This window comes from Streptomyces sp. NPDC050509 (assembly GCF_044457965.1).
In the GTDB taxonomy this organism is placed as follows: Bacteria; Actinomycetota; Actinomycetes; order Streptomycetales; family Streptomycetaceae; genus Streptomyces.
The window spans coordinates 22,422-37,299 of the sequence record NZ_JBITHL010000008.1; the positions used below are offsets into that span (position 1 = coordinate 22,422).

General features: G+C 69.0%; 17 protein-coding genes. 8 read left to right on the plus strand and 9 right to left on the minus strand.

Going from position 1 to position 14,878, the window contains the following annotated elements; genetic code table 11:
* Positions 1-12 precede the first annotated feature (12 nt).
* The 3 genes from ACIBJC_RS22725 to ACIBJC_RS22735 all read left to right on the plus strand — a co-directional run bounded on the left by ACIBJC_RS22725 (position 13) and on the right by ACIBJC_RS22735 (position 2,213).
* Entirely contained in the window at positions 13-1,266 is a 1,254-nt protein-coding gene (locus ACIBJC_RS22725; protein ID WP_399295997.1) for a helix-turn-helix domain-containing protein, read from the plus strand.
* An 89-nt stretch (positions 1,267-1,355) separates the two neighbouring features.
* Entirely contained in the window at positions 1,356-1,832 is a 477-nt protein-coding gene (locus ACIBJC_RS22730) for a hypothetical protein (protein ID WP_399295236.1), read from the plus strand.
* A 207-nt stretch (positions 1,833-2,039) separates the two neighbouring features.
* Positions 2,040-2,213, plus strand: coding sequence for a hypothetical protein (locus ACIBJC_RS22735; RefSeq protein ID WP_399295238.1), 174 nt, complete (start codon positions 2,040-2,042; stop codon positions 2,211-2,213).
* 27 nt (positions 2,214-2,240) lie between these two features.
* Here ACIBJC_RS22735 and ACIBJC_RS22740 read toward each other — a convergent pair whose 3' ends face one another.
* The 3 genes from ACIBJC_RS22740 to ACIBJC_RS22750 form a co-directional block, all read right to left on the minus strand.
* The gene (locus ACIBJC_RS22740; RefSeq protein WP_399295240.1) at positions 2,241-2,696 is read right to left on the minus strand and encodes a hypothetical protein; all 456 of its coding nucleotides are present in this window, start codon (positions 2,694-2,696) and stop codon (positions 2,241-2,243) included.
* Positions 2,697-2,757: 61 nt separating this feature from the next.
* On the minus strand, positions 2,758-4,563 hold the full coding sequence (locus ACIBJC_RS22745; protein WP_399295242.1) for an alpha/beta hydrolase: 1,806 nt from the start codon (positions 4,561-4,563) through the stop codon (positions 2,758-2,760).
* Positions 4,564-4,572: 9 nt separating this feature from the next.
* Positions 4,573-4,908: a hypothetical protein gene (locus tag ACIBJC_RS22750; protein ID WP_399295244.1), complete on the minus strand. Its 336-nt coding sequence runs from the start codon at positions 4,906-4,908 to the stop codon at positions 4,573-4,575.
* A 425-nt stretch (positions 4,909-5,333) separates the two neighbouring features.
* Here ACIBJC_RS22750 and ACIBJC_RS22755 point away from each other — a divergent pair, with 425 nt between their 5' ends.
* Entirely contained in the window at positions 5,334-5,837 is a 504-nt protein-coding gene (locus tag ACIBJC_RS22755; RefSeq protein WP_399295245.1) for a hypothetical protein, read from the plus strand.
* Between the two features lie 76 nt (positions 5,838-5,913).
* A complete protein-coding gene (locus ACIBJC_RS22760; protein WP_399295247.1) occupies positions 5,914-6,450 on the plus strand; it encodes a flavoprotein in 537 nt (178 codons plus the stop codon).
* Between the two features lie 156 nt (positions 6,451-6,606).
* Here ACIBJC_RS22760 and fabF read toward each other — a convergent pair whose 3' ends face one another.
* The 5 genes from fabF to ACIBJC_RS22785 all read right to left on the minus strand — a co-directional run bounded on the left by fabF (position 6,607) and on the right by ACIBJC_RS22785 (position 11,620).
* On the minus strand, positions 6,607-7,869 hold the full coding sequence (gene fabF / locus ACIBJC_RS22765) for a beta-ketoacyl-ACP synthase II (protein WP_399295249.1): 1,263 nt from the start codon (positions 7,867-7,869) through the stop codon (positions 6,607-6,609).
* Positions 7,870-8,018: 149 nt separating this feature from the next.
* Positions 8,019-8,267: an acyl carrier protein gene (locus tag ACIBJC_RS22770; RefSeq protein ID WP_384997131.1), complete on the minus strand. Its 249-nt coding sequence runs from the start codon at positions 8,265-8,267 to the stop codon at positions 8,019-8,021.
* A gap of 77 nt (positions 8,268-8,344) precedes the next feature.
* Positions 8,345-9,346 carry a ketoacyl-ACP synthase III gene (locus ACIBJC_RS22775; protein ID WP_399295251.1) on the minus strand — a complete coding sequence of 334 codons (1,002 nt, stop codon included), beginning with the start codon at positions 9,344-9,346 and terminating at the stop codon, positions 8,345-8,347.
* Positions 9,347-9,359: 13 nt separating this feature from the next.
* Positions 9,360-10,301 (minus strand): ACP S-malonyltransferase, encoded by a 942-nt coding sequence (locus tag ACIBJC_RS22780; RefSeq protein WP_399295999.1) that lies wholly within the window; start codon positions 10,299-10,301, stop codon positions 9,360-9,362.
* Between the two features lie 89 nt (positions 10,302-10,390).
* Entirely contained in the window at positions 10,391-11,620 is a 1,230-nt protein-coding gene (locus ACIBJC_RS22785) for a PucR family transcriptional regulator (RefSeq protein ID WP_399295253.1), read from the minus strand.
* Between ACIBJC_RS22785 and ACIBJC_RS22790 the strand changes: the two genes are divergently transcribed.
* A complete protein-coding gene (locus ACIBJC_RS22790) occupies positions 11,619-12,344 on the plus strand; it encodes a pirin family protein (RefSeq protein WP_399295255.1) in 726 nt (241 codons plus the stop codon). The two genes, ACIBJC_RS22785 and ACIBJC_RS22790, sit on opposite strands and share 2 nt — an antisense overlap.
* Positions 12,345-12,377: 33 nt before the next feature.
* On the opposite strand, the gene ACIBJC_RS22795 is transcribed toward ACIBJC_RS22790, so the two are convergent.
* Positions 12,378-13,196, minus strand: coding sequence for a serine hydrolase domain-containing protein (locus ACIBJC_RS22795; RefSeq protein ID WP_399295257.1), 819 nt, complete (start codon positions 13,194-13,196; stop codon positions 12,378-12,380).
* 141 nt (positions 13,197-13,337) lie between these two features.
* Here ACIBJC_RS22795 and ACIBJC_RS22800 point away from each other — a divergent pair, with 141 nt between their 5' ends.
* Positions 13,338-13,802 (plus strand): MerR family transcriptional regulator, encoded by a 465-nt coding sequence (locus ACIBJC_RS22800; RefSeq protein WP_399295259.1) that lies wholly within the window; start codon positions 13,338-13,340, stop codon positions 13,800-13,802.
* Positions 13,803-13,808: 6 nt separating this feature from the next.
* Entirely contained in the window at positions 13,809-14,861 is a 1,053-nt protein-coding gene (locus tag ACIBJC_RS22805) for an aldo/keto reductase (RefSeq protein WP_399295261.1), read from the plus strand.
* Positions 14,862-14,878 lie beyond the last annotated feature (17 nt).

A 14,878-nucleotide genomic window follows, 5' to 3' on the forward strand; every position in this document is an offset into this window, starting at 1 on the left:
AAGGGCAAGGCCGTGTCATCTGACGCCACCCCGGACCCGTACGCCGACCCCATCGCCTTCGGGCAGAGGCTCAAGATTCTCCGTACCCGTCGGGGCATGACCCGAGAGCAACTCGGCGGACTGATCGGCGGTAAGTCCGCTTCGTGGGTGAGGGCAGTGGAAGTGGGCCGCCTCAAGACACCCAAGCTGGATGTCATCCTCCGGATGGCCGAGGTGCTGCGTGTACAGGACCTCGCCGAACTCACCGGGGACGAGTCAGCGCACGTCGATCTCTTCACCGGCCCCGGGCATCCGCGCCTCGGCGCCGTGCGGACGGCGGTCAACGCCTATCGCCTTGCACCGTCACGCGAGGCGCCGCCGATCGCCCACATCAGGGCCCGGCTCGCCCGCGCCTGGACGGCCCGGCACGCGGCTCCGAATCACCGGGAGGTCGTGGGCGCGCTGCTGCCGGGGCTCATCCGGGACGCGCAACTCGCCGTACGCCAGTCCGATCGCGCCGCAGAGCGCCGCACGGCGCAGGCCGCGCTCTCCGAGGTGTACTCCCTGTCGCAGTTCTTCGTGGCCTATCAGCCGGACCCCGCGCTGTTGTGGCGCGTCGCCGAGCGCGGAATGATCGCCGCGCAGGAGTCCGAGGACCCGCACGTCATCGGCGTCGCGGCCTGGCTCGCGGCGCAGGCGCACCGCGACTCGGGCCCTGGCCACTACGACGCGGCGGACGCCGTGAACCAGGAGGCACTGGCGTTCCTTACGCCGCTCCTCCCGGACGCTTCGGACGATGTTCTCGCCATCACCGGGGCGCTGACCTTCGAAGCCGGGTACACGGCTGCGCGCCGTGGAGAGACGGGCACCGCATGGCGCTATTGGGACCAGGCACGAGCCATGTCGCAACGCCTGCCCGCCGCGTATTACCACCCGATGACCAGTTTCTCCCACGCCATCATGGGCGCTCATGCCGTCACCGTCGCCGTCGAACTGCACGCCGGAGGAGAATCGGTACGACAGGCCGCCACGTCCGAGGCAACGTTCATCCCCTCCCGCCCGCGACGCGCCCGCCACCGAATCGAAGCCGCCCGCGGCTATCAGATGGACGGGCAGCCGGACGCCGCCCTGTCCACGCTGGCCCGGGCGTACGAGACTGCGCCGGAGACGGTCAAGTACAACGGATACGCCAAGACGATAGTGCTGGCAGAGACCAAGTCGAAGAGCCCTGCCCGCCGCCGCCGAGCGTCGGAACTCGCCGTCAAGATCGGGCTGTTGGCTGCCTGAATGAGGGCGCACAATCTGTGCGCCCGCGCTTGCCATACTGCTCCTACGGTCGTCATCGGAAGTCGAAACCGCTGATGACAGGGGCAGTTGTGTACACCAGAGCACGGACCGAAGCGGCGATCTCCCGCTGGCTGATGTCGTCCCTCAGCCATCCCGACGTCGCTCGCCAGGACTGGCTCGCGGGTCGCCATGCCGTACTGCGTACGGGAGTCGTCTTCGATGCCGTCCGGATGCACCAAGCGTTGGTGCACGCGGCAGTCGGCTCCACGCAGCCGGACACCGTCTCCGGCGCGCTGGCCGAGATCATCGACGGCCCGGTGATCAGCGACCCGCCCGTCTGGTTCTACGCGCTGGTGCCGCCGGGGGCGTGCGAGGCGTGGCGGTCGCCGTACGCGCAGGTGCGCGGGCCTGGTGGCTGGCTCGGGGTGCCCCGGGTGGACCGTGTGCTGCCGGTGGGTCTGCACTGGTCCGTGCCCGTCGAAAAGGTGGGCAGGCTCTGCGGGCCGGACACGGTGGCGGAACTGCTCCGGGCGGGGGCGACCTGCCTGGAAGGCACCGACCGGTGAACGCACGCATTGCTCCCTACACGGCACCCGCCTGCCGTATCGATGAGCACGGGGAGTGCTCGGGGCCCGGCGAACTCCGTCTGCCCTGGCAGTCGCCCACCGAGCCGCCACTGGAAACTCTGCGCTGCGACTGCCCGTGTCACCGGCGAGTGCGGGGGGCCACCGGTGAGCGGTGAGGCACCACGCTGCACGGCGTGCGGCACCGGCATGTCCGTACGAAGGGTCGGCTCCGAACACTCCCCGAGCGGCGCCGGCGCGGACGTCTACGGCTGTTCGGCTCACGCGGGGCCGCTCGCGGCCGCGTTGGACGACGTCTTGGCGGACCTGGAGTGGCTGATCGCTTCCCGCGCCGGCCGTATCGGGCACCGGGATCCCGCCTGACCACCGGTTGCGGGCGCGTTGGGCGTGTCACGGTGTTGGGCTTGCCTCTGGGCTGCTCTTGTAGCACTTGGAAACGACTGTGACCTCGATGAGTGACGGATCGTCGCCGTACTTTCGATTGTCCAATAGTCTGATGTCGGCTGAGAATTCTCCATTCTTGGAATTTGCTACGATCTGGGGGGCCTTCCCGACGGTGTCGTCAGGGCCGTCCTTGACGATGTTCCAGCCGTTCTTGGAAAGCTCCTCCCGTAGTCGGTCCATGGCGTTTTTCATTTCTTCGATCGGGATATTACGGAGGCTCCATGGGTGGCGGGCTCTGTATACTTCATCCTCGGGTGAGTAGTCCGAGCAGCGAAGGATCAGTGCGCCCGACTCGGTAACTTTTCCCTTCAGGTCCATCATGTCCAGGATCTGGCTTGAGGCATTTTCGGTTCCCTTCTGTACTTGCTTTCCATCGCGTTCTGGTGTGTTGGCGTCGTTCATTTGTGAGCATCCCACGAGTAGTGTGCATGCCGATAGGGTCTGCATTGCTGCCCAGACTCGCCTATTCAAGTTTCACCCACTGGTATTGTTCTGTTACGACGGCTGCCTGGTTTCGGAGACTCTGTGAGTCATCGTCCCAGAATCCGCTATGGTCGGGCGAGTCGCTCTTCATGATGTTCCCGCCGAACACTTCGTCGGTGGGGACGATGGTGTTGTCGCCGAGCCCCACCAAGGAGCCGCCCAGCCGGACGCCGAAGTCGTCACCCGGGGCGCCCATGGCCCACATGTGTTCGGGGCGGATTCCCAGGTCGACGGCGCGGTTCACCTGCATGCCGGGGCTTCCGGCGACAAGGATGTCATCGGCCATGGGGCCGTCCAGCATTCCGCCGGACTGCGATGCGACGCCGACGACCGTACTGCCGTAACTGTGGCCGATGACCGTGGTGTGCGCCGAACTGCCGGTCGCGTACTCGTGAGCCGTCCGGTTGCCGTCGAGGAACTGCCGCAACTTCGGGCCGCCTTCGTCCGCGTATGAGCCGCGTGTGGCCTCGGGGACGATGTTGTCTGGAGCGTTGTAGTCGAACCATGTAATGGTTGAGATTTCCTTCTCCGGAGAGAGCTTGTCGCTCTCGGTCCAGAGCCTTTCAGTGCGTCCGAGGTCCCCGAACTCGTCACCGTCGCCGATTTTCCCGAGCTTTGATTTTGTGCCGGGTACGTACACGGCGGTGTGGTCCGCCGTGTCAGGATTTCCATTGGCGAGGATGATCCTCCCGTCACCGTTGCTCTCGGGGTGAAATCCCAGAAGGTACGCCTCGGGCAGTCCTCCCTCGCCGGTGCGGTCGAATCGGTCCTGGACCGCATTCATGCCCTTAAGGGTGAATTCCAGATGTTTCTGTCTGTCCCCGTACTTCTCGTTCCACTTCTCCCAGTCGACGCTGTGGACGATGACCGAGGAAGAGCCGCTGGGGTTGCGGACATACTTCGAGGGTTCGGGAGGAATGGAGTCCAGCTCCATCTGGTACTTACCTCTGGTCTCCGCGAGTACCGTACGGTTCGCCTCGTCACGGACATCGCTCGGGAGTCCGTCGAGCGCGCCGAGCGAGGCAGGGCGAAGCGCGACGTAGTCGGCCTTCTCCTGTTCGGAGAAGCCCTTCCACCATTCGGCGTTGTCGTTGGGGCTGCCGTCCTTGGGCGGGGCCTTGATGTCGGCCAGGTAGTCGTCGGCGCTCTCACGGACTGCGGCCATGTCCTTCTGGGCGTCCGCCCAGTCCTCGGCGGAGACGGTGAGATCGTCGTCGGCCTTCAGCTTCCTGAGCGCCGGGGCCCACTTCTGGTCGGCCTCCGTTGCTTCTTTCAGCGCCTCGGCGATGCGGTCGGCGCAGTCCTGGGCAAACGCGTAGTTCGGATTGGGGTCGAAGCCGGCGGCCTGGCGGGCGATCGCGTTGGCCGTGTCGTCGGTGAGGCCGCCGGCCGTACCGCCTTTCGGGGACCGTCCGTCGACCTTGTCGCCCGCGGCCGGGTAACTGACCGAGCCGTCGGGTCCCACCGTGAACTTCCGGGCCTCCGCGTCAGCCAGAGCCGTGTCCAGTTTCTTCTTCGCGGATCGTGCCTCGGAGGCGAACGCGTTGAGGGCGGTGCCGACCAGACCACATTCGACCTGGATGTAGTGGAAGTTCTCCGTCAGTTTGCGGAGTTCGCCGAGGGCCGCGTTCACGGCCTCGCCTTCCAGGGCTTCACGCATCTTGGCGCTGATCTGGTTTTCGAGGTTGTCCTTGGCCTGGGCGGCCATGGTGCTGGTCGAGCGGTATCCGTCCGCCGCGTCCTCGAACTCGGACGGTGTGAGTGATCTCAGTGACGCGAGGTCCATGGCTCGGACTCACCGGCCCCGGCTCTGGCCGCCGGTGGCGGGGGTGTCCTGGTACTGGCCGCCCAGCTGCCTGAACGCGCTCTGGACGGCCTCGTCGTTCTTGTACTCGTCGTTGCCCGTTTTCTCCAGCAGTTCGCTGAGGCGACCACATCTGCCGTTCACATCGGCCAAGTAGTCCTTCCAGGAACGGTAGAGCTGTTTCTGGGCTGCCGCGCTCTCCACACCGCCCGCCGTGACCAGGCCGCTCTGTCCCTGCTCCAGGGCCGTTCCTGACCTCTTGATGTCGGCTCTGAGCAGGCCGACACCGTCTCCTGCCGCGGTCCACGCCGCCTTGTCCGTCTTCAAACCGCCAGAGCCGGTGCCACTCCCGCCGGCGCTTGCGAGGACCATTCCGGAGCGTGCGGCCGCATCCCGCTTCATCTCCGCCCACTCAGCCTCAAAAGACACCGTGATCCTCGCCCTCGAATCCGTATCGCCGTTCGCGATGGCAACAACCGGGAGTCTAAGGGCGGGCATTGGGCAGACGTATGAGTAGTCCTACTCAGAATCGGGCACGTCGGGTGTGGGAAGTGGCCTGGGGAAACGGACCGGCCGACGAGGCCGGAACCGCGCCCCGGGCCGACGGTCGGCGCGCCCCGGGAGCACCAGCGGGCCCTTCTCGGGTAACGCGGCTCGTAGTCGGCCTCTACGGAACATGGCTCCTTCCTTACGTTTACAGTCGGTGGCTGCGCCGCCATTGAGCTGTGTCTTCCCTGACTGCGAGGTGCTTGATGGGTAGGTTGCTGGATTCCTGCGACACGACGGTGTCAGCGAGCTATCGGTTGTTCGGGCTGGTCGACACGACCATGGGGGCTGAAACGTTCGATGATGATGCGGACAGATCGAAGTGGCTGCTCCCCGGGCCGGGCCTGGTGTATCTGCAGGTGCCCTCGGAGGTGGGCACGACGGTGATACGTCTGGAGTCGTGGACCAGTGCACCGGCGCTGCCGCCCGGTCGGTGGGCGGGGTGCGAGGAGGTCGAGGTGGACCTTCCTGAGGGCGAGCTTGGGGTGCAGACCGTCGACGGTGGGCTGAGGGAGATTCCGCTGGTGTTGCCGTCGCCGGGTACGTACCGGATGCGGTGGCAGTGGACGTTCAACCCGAACGCGGGTCCTTTCACCTCTCCTCTGCAGGGTTGTTCCGACGTGTTGGACACGCCCGCCGGTCATGAAGCCGCTCCGGGGGGCGAGGACCAGTTCTGTCTGGTTCAGATCTGGCGGACCGTCACCGCCTGAGCCGCGTCGAAGGGACCGCAGGGCCGCCCCCGATCCAACCCGGTTCGGGGGCGGTTGCATGTGGTCGACTTGGTCAATGACGTCACGGACTCTGTACCTGTTCGGCACTGCTGCGCCGCCTGTCTTCGACATGGCTCAGGTGATCGGGGACGCCCACAACCAAGGGTGGGACGTGCGGCTCGGGTTGACGCCGACAGCGGCTCGTTGGCTGGAGCCGCAGCGCACCGAGCTGGAGCGGCTGACCGGAGGACCGGTTCGCTCCGATTACAAAATGCCTGGGGAGCCGGATGTCTGGCCGAAGGCGGACGCCATCCTGGTGGCGCCGACCACGTTCAACACGCTCAACGAGTGGGCGCTCGGGCTGACGTCGAAGTTCGTGGTGGGCGTGCTTGCCGAAGGCATCGGCAAGGGCATCCCCATCGTGACGATGCCGTGCGTGAACGCCGCCTACGCGCAGCATCGCCGGCTCGACAAGAGCGTTGAGGAACTGCGAGCCATGGGCGTGACGGTTCTGTACGGCGAGGGTTGGTTCGTCCCGAACCAGCCGGGCGAGAAGAAGCCGTATCCCTGGGCGACGGCGCTGGAAGCAGTCGGAAACAGCGCCAGGGCATGACGGGAGTGCCCTCCATCAGCGCGCCGTAAGCCTGCGGGCGCCGAAGGCTTACGGCGCGCACCAGGCCGTATCACGCAAAGGCGCCCGCCCGGGAAGTCCCCGGACGGGTGCCTTGGTGCAGGCGATGCGGGCGGCTGAGGCCCGGGACCGAGCGCGTCAGACCGTGCGCAGCGCCAGCACCACGTTGTGGCCGCCGAAGCCGAACGAGTTGTTGATCGCCGCGATCGTGCCCGACGGCAGGGTGCGGGGCTCGCCGCGCACCACGTCCGCGTCGACCTCCTCGTCGATGTCGTCGAGGTTGATCGTCGGCGGAGCCGTGCGGTGGTACAGCGCGAGAGCCGTGGCCACCGTCTCGATACCGCCCGCGCCGCCCAGCAGATGGCCGGTCATCGACTTCGTGGCGGAGATCGCGACATGGTCCAGGTCGTCGCCCAGGACCTGGCGCAGCGCCTTGATCTCGGCGATGTCGCCCTGCGGCGTGGACGTGGCGTGCGCGTTGAGGTGCATGACCTCGGACGGCTTGAGGTCCGAGGAGTCCAGCAGGTTGTGCATGGCCTTCGCGATACCGCGGCCGGTCGGCTCGGGCTGCGCGATGTGGTGGGCGTCCGAGGAGAGGCCCTGGCCCAGCACCTCGCAGTAGACGCGCGCGCCGCGCCTGGCCGCGTGCTCGGCCGACTCCAGGATGACGACACCGGCGCCCTCACCGAGGACGAAGCCGTCGCGGCCCTTGTCGTACGGGCGCGAGGCCCTGGTGGGCTCGTCGTTGTTCTTGGACATCGCCATCATGTTGGCGAACGCCGCGATGGGCAGCGGGTGGATGGCCGCTTCCGTACCGCCGGCCACGACCACGTCGGCGCGGCCCGTACGGATCATCTCCACCGCGTAGCCGACGGCCTCGGCGCCCGAGGCGCACGCGGAGACCGGGGTGTGCACGCCCGCGCGGGCGCCCACTTCCAGGCTGACGTTGGCGGAGGGGCTGTTGGGCATCAGCATCGGCACGGTGTGCGGGGAGACGCGGCGCACACCGCGCTCCTTGAGCACGTCGTACTGGTCGAGCAGGGTCGTGACGCCGCCGATGCCGGAGGCGATCACGGTGCCGAGCCGGTCGGCGTCGACCGTGGGGTCGTCGCCCGCCTTGGCGGTGTAACCGGCGTCCGCCCATGCCTCCCTGGCCGCGATCAGCGCGAACTGCGCCGAGCGGTCCAGCTTGCGGGCGAGCGGCCGGGGCAGTACGTCGTACGGGTCGACGGCAGCGGTGGCGGCGATCCGGACCGGCAGGTCGGCGAAGCGCTCGCCTTCCAGGGGCCGTACTCCGGAGCGGCCGGCGAGCAGACCCTCCCAGGTCGAAGCGCTGTCGCCACCCAGTGGTGTGGTTGCGCCGATACCGGTGACGACCACGGTGCGATTGGTCTGGCTCACTGGAATTCTTCTCCACGTGTAGAGGGTGCTGAATTTGTTACGGCGCCACCACCGGGTGGCGTCTGCCGCGATGAACGGGTCAGGCGTCAGGCGTCAGACGTGTCCGGAGGGACCTCTCCGGAGGGATCCGGAGTCGTGCCTCGGAGCTGTCAGGCCTGGTGCTTGGCGATGTAGTCGGCGGCGTCGCCGACCGTCTTCAGGTTCTTGACGTCGTCGTCCGGGATCTTCACGTCGAAGCGCTCTTCGGCGGCGACGACGACCTCGACCATGGACAGCGAGTCGACGTCCAGGTCGTCGGTGAAGGACTTGTCGAGCTGGACGTCCTCCTCGGGGATCCCGGCGATCTCGTTCACGATCTCGGCGAGACCCTTGACGATCTCTTCCTGGGTGAAGGCCATGGTGGGCGATCTCCTTCGATATTGAGCAGATATTGAGCAGAGGATTACGGAAGGCGCTCCGGAATGATCCGGTGTGCCTAGGGGAGGGTAACGACCGTCGCCGCGTACACGAGACCCGCCCCGAAGCCGATGACGAGCGCGGTGTCACCGCTCTTCGCCTGCCCGGTCGCCAGTATCCGCTCCATAGCGAGCGGGATCGAGGCGGCCGAGGTGTTGCCGGTGGTTTCGACGTCGCGCGCGACCGTGACGCTGTCCGGCAGCTTCAGAGTCTTCACCATCGAGTCGATGATCCGCATGTTGGCCTGATGCGGAATGAAGACGTCCAAATCTTGCGGGGTGATGCCTGCGGCGTCCAGCGCCTGCTGGGCGACCTTCGCCATCTCGAAGACGGCCCAGCGGAAGACCGCCTGGCCCTCCTGCGTGATGGCCGGGAACTTCTCCATGGACCCCGCGTGGAAATCGTCCCACGGCACGGTCTGCTTGATGGTGTCGGACTTGTCTCCCTCGGAGCCCCACACCGTCGGGCCGACCATCGGTTCCTTCGAGGGGCCGACGACGACGGCGCCCGCGCCGTCACCGAAGAGGAAGGCCGTCGCGCGGTCCTCCAGGTCGGTCAGGTCCGAGAGCCGCTCCACGCCGATGACCAGGACGTGTTCGGCCGAGCCCTCGACGACGATGCCCTTGGCCAGGGTCAGTCCGTAGACGAAGCCCGCGCACGCCGCCGAGATGTCGAACGCGGCGGGCCTGCCCGCGCCGATCCGGTCCGCGATCTCCGTCGCGATGGCCGGGGTCTGCTTGAAGTGCGAGACGGTGGAGACGATCACGGCGCCGATCTGCTCGGGAGTGATCCCGGCGTCGGCGATGGCCTTGCCCGCCGCCTCGACGGACATCGCGGCGACGGTCTCCTCCGGGGAGGCCCAGTGACGGGTCGCGATACCGGAGCGGGAGCGGATCCACTCGTCGGACGAGTCGATCGTTTCGAGGATCACCTCGTTCGGCACCACCCGGACCGGACGGTACCCGCCCACGCCCATGATGCGCGCGTACGGGGCGCCCTTGCTGGGCTTGATCTTCGACATGCTCTCTGGCTCCTTATTCAGCCGTGGAGGAGTGCTCGGCGATCAGTGCGCGGGCCGCTTCGAGGTCGTCGGGGGTCTTCAGCGCCAGGGTCGTCACGCCGGGCAGGGCGCGCTTCGCGATCCCGGTCAGGGTGCCGCCGGGGCACAGCTCGATCAGCGCGGTCACCCCCCGCTCCTGGAACGTCTCCATGCAGAGGTCCCAGCGCACCGGGTTGGCGATCTGGCCGATCAGCCGCGCCACCACCTCGGAGCCGGTGGGAACGGCGCCGCCGTCGCTGTTCGAGACGTACGGGACGACCGGGTCGGCGGTGTCGACGGAGGCGGCGGCAGCCGCCAGCTTCTCGACGGCGGGCGCCATGTGGTGCGTGTGGAACGCCCCGGCGACCTTCAGCGGCACCACACGCCGTACGCCCTCGGGCTTGTCCTCGGCCAGCGCGGCGAGCTGGGCGAGCGTGCCCGCCGCCACGATCTGACCGGCGCCGTTCACGTTCGCCGGCGTCAGGCCGAGCGTGTCGAGATGGGCGAGCGTGGTCTCCGGGTCGCCGCCGAGCAGCGCGGACATTCCGGTCCCGGTGACGGCGGCGGCCTCGGCCATCGCCAGCCCCCGGGCCCGTACGAGGCTCATGGCGGCGTCGTCCGTGAACACACCGGCGAGCGCCGTGGCGGCCAGCTCACCGACGCTGTGGCCCGCGACCGCGCCGACGTGCGGCACGAGGTCGGCGGTGGCCGGGAAGAGCTGGCGCGCCGACAGCAGCGAGGCCGCCACCAGCAGCGGCTGCGCGACGGCGGTGTCGCGGATCTCGTCCGCGTCGGCCTTCGTGCCGTAGTGGACCAGATCCAGGTCGATGGCGGCCGACCAGGCCCGCAGCCGGTCTTCGGCGCCGGGGAGATCGAGCCAGGGGGTCAGGAAGCCGGGCGTCTGAGCGCCTTGGCCGGGAGCGACGAGTACGAGCACACTCACACTCTCTCTTGTGGACGGTCCTCACCGCCCGTGGGGACAGGAACGAAGAACCGCTGGGGGAATTGTTGGGGTACGACAAAAGTCTAGGACTGGGGATCCCCGTCGGCCAGACGCCCCAGGATCAGGGCAATCCGCAGCGTAAACGCGGACCTGACATCGGAGGGTGACCATCCGGTGACGTCAGTCACACGTCGCAGCCGGTAGCGCACGGTGTTCGGGTGGACGAAGAGCATCCGCGCGGCGCCCTCCAGACTGCTCGCCTGTTCGAGATAGACACTCAGAGTCTCCAGCAGCGCCGACCCGGCCTCTTCGAGCGGTCTGTAGATCTCCTCCACCAACTGCTCGCGCGCCGCCGGATCGGAGGCGATCGCGCGCTCCGGCAGCAGATCGTCCGCCAGCACCGGGCGCGGGGCGTCCTGCCAGGCGAAACACGCCTTGAGGCCCGCCGCGGCGGCCTGCGCCGACTTCGTGGCGGCCAGCAGATCGGGCACCACGGGGCCCGCGACGACCGCGCCGGCCGCGTACGGGCCGATCAGCGCCTTGGCGACCTTCAGCGGATCGTCGCTGCCGCCCGCGATCACCACGAGCCGGTCGCCCAGCACCCCGGTCAGCACCTGGAGCTTGGCGTGGCGCGCGGCCCGCCGGATCGCCTCCACCGTCAGCTCGCTGTCCCCGTCGGGGGCCGTGCCGAGCAGCACGCAGACATGGTCGGGGGAGCTCCAGCCCAGCGCCGCCGCCCGGGACACCGCGCCCTCGTCCGCCTCACCGGAGAGCACCGCGTTGACGACCAGCGACTCCAGCCGCGCGTCCCACGCGCCTCGCGCCTCGGCGGCCTGCGCGTACACCTGTGCGGTGGCGAAGGCGATCTCCCGCGCGTAGACGAGCAGCGCCTCGCGCAGCGCGGACTCGTCGCCGGGGGCGGCCACCTCCCCGATCGCCGTCTCCATGACCTCGATCGTGGTCCGCACCATCTCGACGGTCTGGCGCAGGGTGATCGCCCGCGTCAGCTCGCGCGGCGCCGTACCGAAGACGTCCGTGGAGATGGCCTGCGGGGTCTCCGGGTGACGGAACCACTCGGTGAACGCGGCGATGCCCGCCTGTGCCACCAGCCCGATCCACGAACGGTTCTCCGGCGGCATCGCGCGGTACCACGGCAGCGTCTCGTCCATGCGGGCGATGGCGTTCGCGGCGAGCCGTCCTGAGGACTGCTCCAGCCGCCGCAGCGTCGCGGGGTGCGGATGGGGTTCGTTCGAGGGTTCAGGCACGGGACAAGACTGCCTTATCGGGTCGGGTGCCCGTGGGGCCGGGGCCATGGGGCGGGGCTACGGTGGAAACGTGATTCTCGTACGGTACGCAGCGGAGCGTTACGCGGGCGGCGACGCCGCCGCGGGCGTCGAATCGCTGCACGCCTTCTCCTTCGGGCACTTCTACGATCCGGACAACCTCCGCTTCGGCGCGCTGCTGGCCTGCAACGAGGAGCGGCTCGAACCCGGCGCCGGGTTCGACGAACACCCCCACAGTCACACGGAGATCGTCACCTGGGTCGTCGAGGGCGAGCTGACCCACCGCGATTCGGCCGGACACGCCACGGTCGTCCGCCCGGGAGACGTCCAGCGGCTCAGCTCCGCGGGCGGGGTGCGCCACGTGGAGCGCAACGACGGGGCGGTCCCGCTGGTCTTCGTCCAGATGTGGCTGGCGCCGCTGGAGCCGGGCGGCGAGCCCGCGTACGAGGTCGTACGGGGCATCGCCGACGCCACGCCGTACGCCCTGCCGCAGGCCGGCGCGATGCTGCACGTACGGCGGCTGCGGGCGGGCGAGCGCTCCGCCGTGCCGGACGCGCCGTCGGTCTACGTGCACGTGGTGCGGGGCGCGGTACGGCTCGACGGACCCGACCGGACCGAGGGTGCCGGGGGCACGGGGGAGCTGGGCCCCGGCGACTCGGCGCGGATCACGGACGCGCGCGGTCTCGAACTGGTCGCCGGGCCGGGGACGGGGAGTGCGGCGGCCGAGGCGCTGCTCTGGGAGATGCCGGCCTGACGCACGTCCGTCCGGCGGGGCGCGGCAGGGGCGCTACGACAGCTCCGCGAGCACCGCGTCCGTGAACGGCGGCCACGCCTCGATCGCCCATGGCCCGAAGTCCCGGTCCGTCAGGGCCACACAGGCGGCCCCCGCTTCCGGGTCGACCCACAGGAACGTACCGGACTGCCCGAAGTGGCCGAAGGTGCGCGGCGACGACGAACCCCCCGTCCAGTGCGGGGACTTGCCGTCGCGGATCTCGAAGCCGAGACCCCAGTCGTTGTTCTTCTGGTTGCCGTAGCCGGGCAGTACGCCGGAGAGCCCCGGGTGGACGACGCTCATCGCCTCCAGGACCGTACGCGGGTCGAGCAGCCGGGGCGCCTGCACCTCGGCGGCGAACCGTGCCAGGTCGTCGGCGGTCGACACCCCGTCCTTGGCGGGCGATCCGCCCGGCGGCAGTGTCGTGTCGGCCATCCCGAGCGGTTCGAGTACGGCCTCGCGGAGGTAGTCGGCGAAGGGGATGCCGGTGGCCTGGGCGACATGGTCGCCCAGCACCTCGAAGCCCGCGTTCGAGTAGAGCCGCCGGGCGCCCGGCGCGGCGGCCGTACGGTGCTCGTCGAAGGCCAGCCCACTGGTGTGCGCGAGCAGATGCCGCACGGTGGCCCCCTCGGGCCCGGCGGGCTCATCCAGCTCGACGGCGCCTTCCTCGTACGCCACGAGCACCGCGTACGCGGCGAGCGGCTTGGTCACGGAGGCGAGCGGAAAACGCCGTGACGTGGGCCCGTACGACCCGGCGACGCTCCCGTCCCCCCGTACGACGACGGCCGCGGCGTGCGGCACGGGCCAGTTCTCGATCATCGCCAGGCTCTGCATGCGCACGAGCCTACTGGGCGGGTACGACACCCCGAGGGGCGCCCTGTGGGCCCGTGCGGTCCGACCGGGACCGGGCCCACCGCGATCATTCGGGCGTAAGGACTTGCTTCGAGCGCACTCGAAGGTTCTAGCGTGGAAGGCATGACGCTGATCCAGACCAGCCCCGTACGGACAGACCGCGTCGATCACTGCGCCGCCGCGCCGCCCGCGCATCCACGCCCCAACGGCCAGGACCGTTACACGATCAGCGAGGTCGCCGGCTTCACCGGACTCACCGCGCACACCCTGCGCTGGTACGAGCGGATCGGCCTCATGCCGCACATCGACCGGTCGCACACCGGGCAGCGCCGCTTCAGCAACCGGGACCTGGACTGGCTCATCTTCGTCACCAAACTGCGGCTGACCGGGATGCCCGTCGCCGACATGGTCCGTTACGCCGAGCTTCTGCGGGTAGGCGACGACACGTTCGAGGAGCGCCAGGAGCTGCTGGAACGGACACGCCGTGATGTCCTGCGCCGGATCGCGGAGCTCCAGGACACCGTGTCCGTACTCGACCACAAGATCAGCTTTTACGCGGACGCCCGCACGGCGTCGGAGAGGTTCTGAACCCCGATGAGCGACAACAAGAGCCACAGCGCGGGTCACGGCACGAACGACGGCAGGATCGAGAAGGTACGCCTAGGCGTCGGCGGCCCGGAGGTCGGCTCCCAGGGGCTCGGCTGCATGGGCATGAGCTTCGCGTACGGGCCCACGGACGCCGACGAGGCGCGGGCCACCCTGGAGCGCGCCCTGGAGCTGGGCGTGACCCTGTACGACACGGCGGACGTGTACGGGAACGGCGAGAACGAGAAGTTCCTCGCGCCGTTCGTCGGGGCACACCGCGACGAGATCGTCCTGGCCACCAAGTTCTCCCTGGGCGTCGACCCTGACGACCCCACCAGGCGGACCATCCGCAACGACCGCGCCTACCTGCGAGGCTGCGTCGAGGCCAGCCTCCAGCGGCTCGGCGTGGAGCGGATCGACCTCTACTACATGCACCGGCGCGATGTGAACGTCCCCATCGAGGAGGCCGTCGGCGCCATGGCCGAACTGGTCGACGAGGGCAAGGTCGCGTACCTCGGGCTGAGCGAGGTCACCGGCGCCGAGCTGCGCGCGGCCCACGCCGTGCACCCGATCACCGCGCTCCAGTCGGAGTGGTCGCTGTTCAGCCGGGACGTCGAGCGGACCGCCGTCCCGGCCGCCGCCGAGCTGGGCGTGGCGCTCGTGCCGTACTCCCCGCTCGGCCGGGGCTTCCTGACCGGCTCGTTCGTCCACGCCGAGCGCGAGCTGAGCGCCGACGACTTCCGCCGTCAGCAGCCGCGCTTCACCGGTGACAACGCCGCCGCGAACGCCACACTGCTGGACCCGGTCCGCAAGATCGCCGAGGGGCGCAACGCCACCCCGGGCCAGGTCGCGCTCGCCTGGGTGCAGCAGCAGGCACCGCTGCACGGCCTGGCCGTCGTACCGATCCCCGGCACCCGCAGGCGCACCAGGGTCGAGGAGAACACCGCCGCGACGCGCCTCATCCTCACCGAGAGCGAGCTGAGCCTCCTGGAGCCGATCGCGGCGAAGGTGGCGGGCGGCCGGTACGCCGACATGAGCTCCACGTCGACCTCCCGCGAGTAGCCGGCCCACGGCGAGTA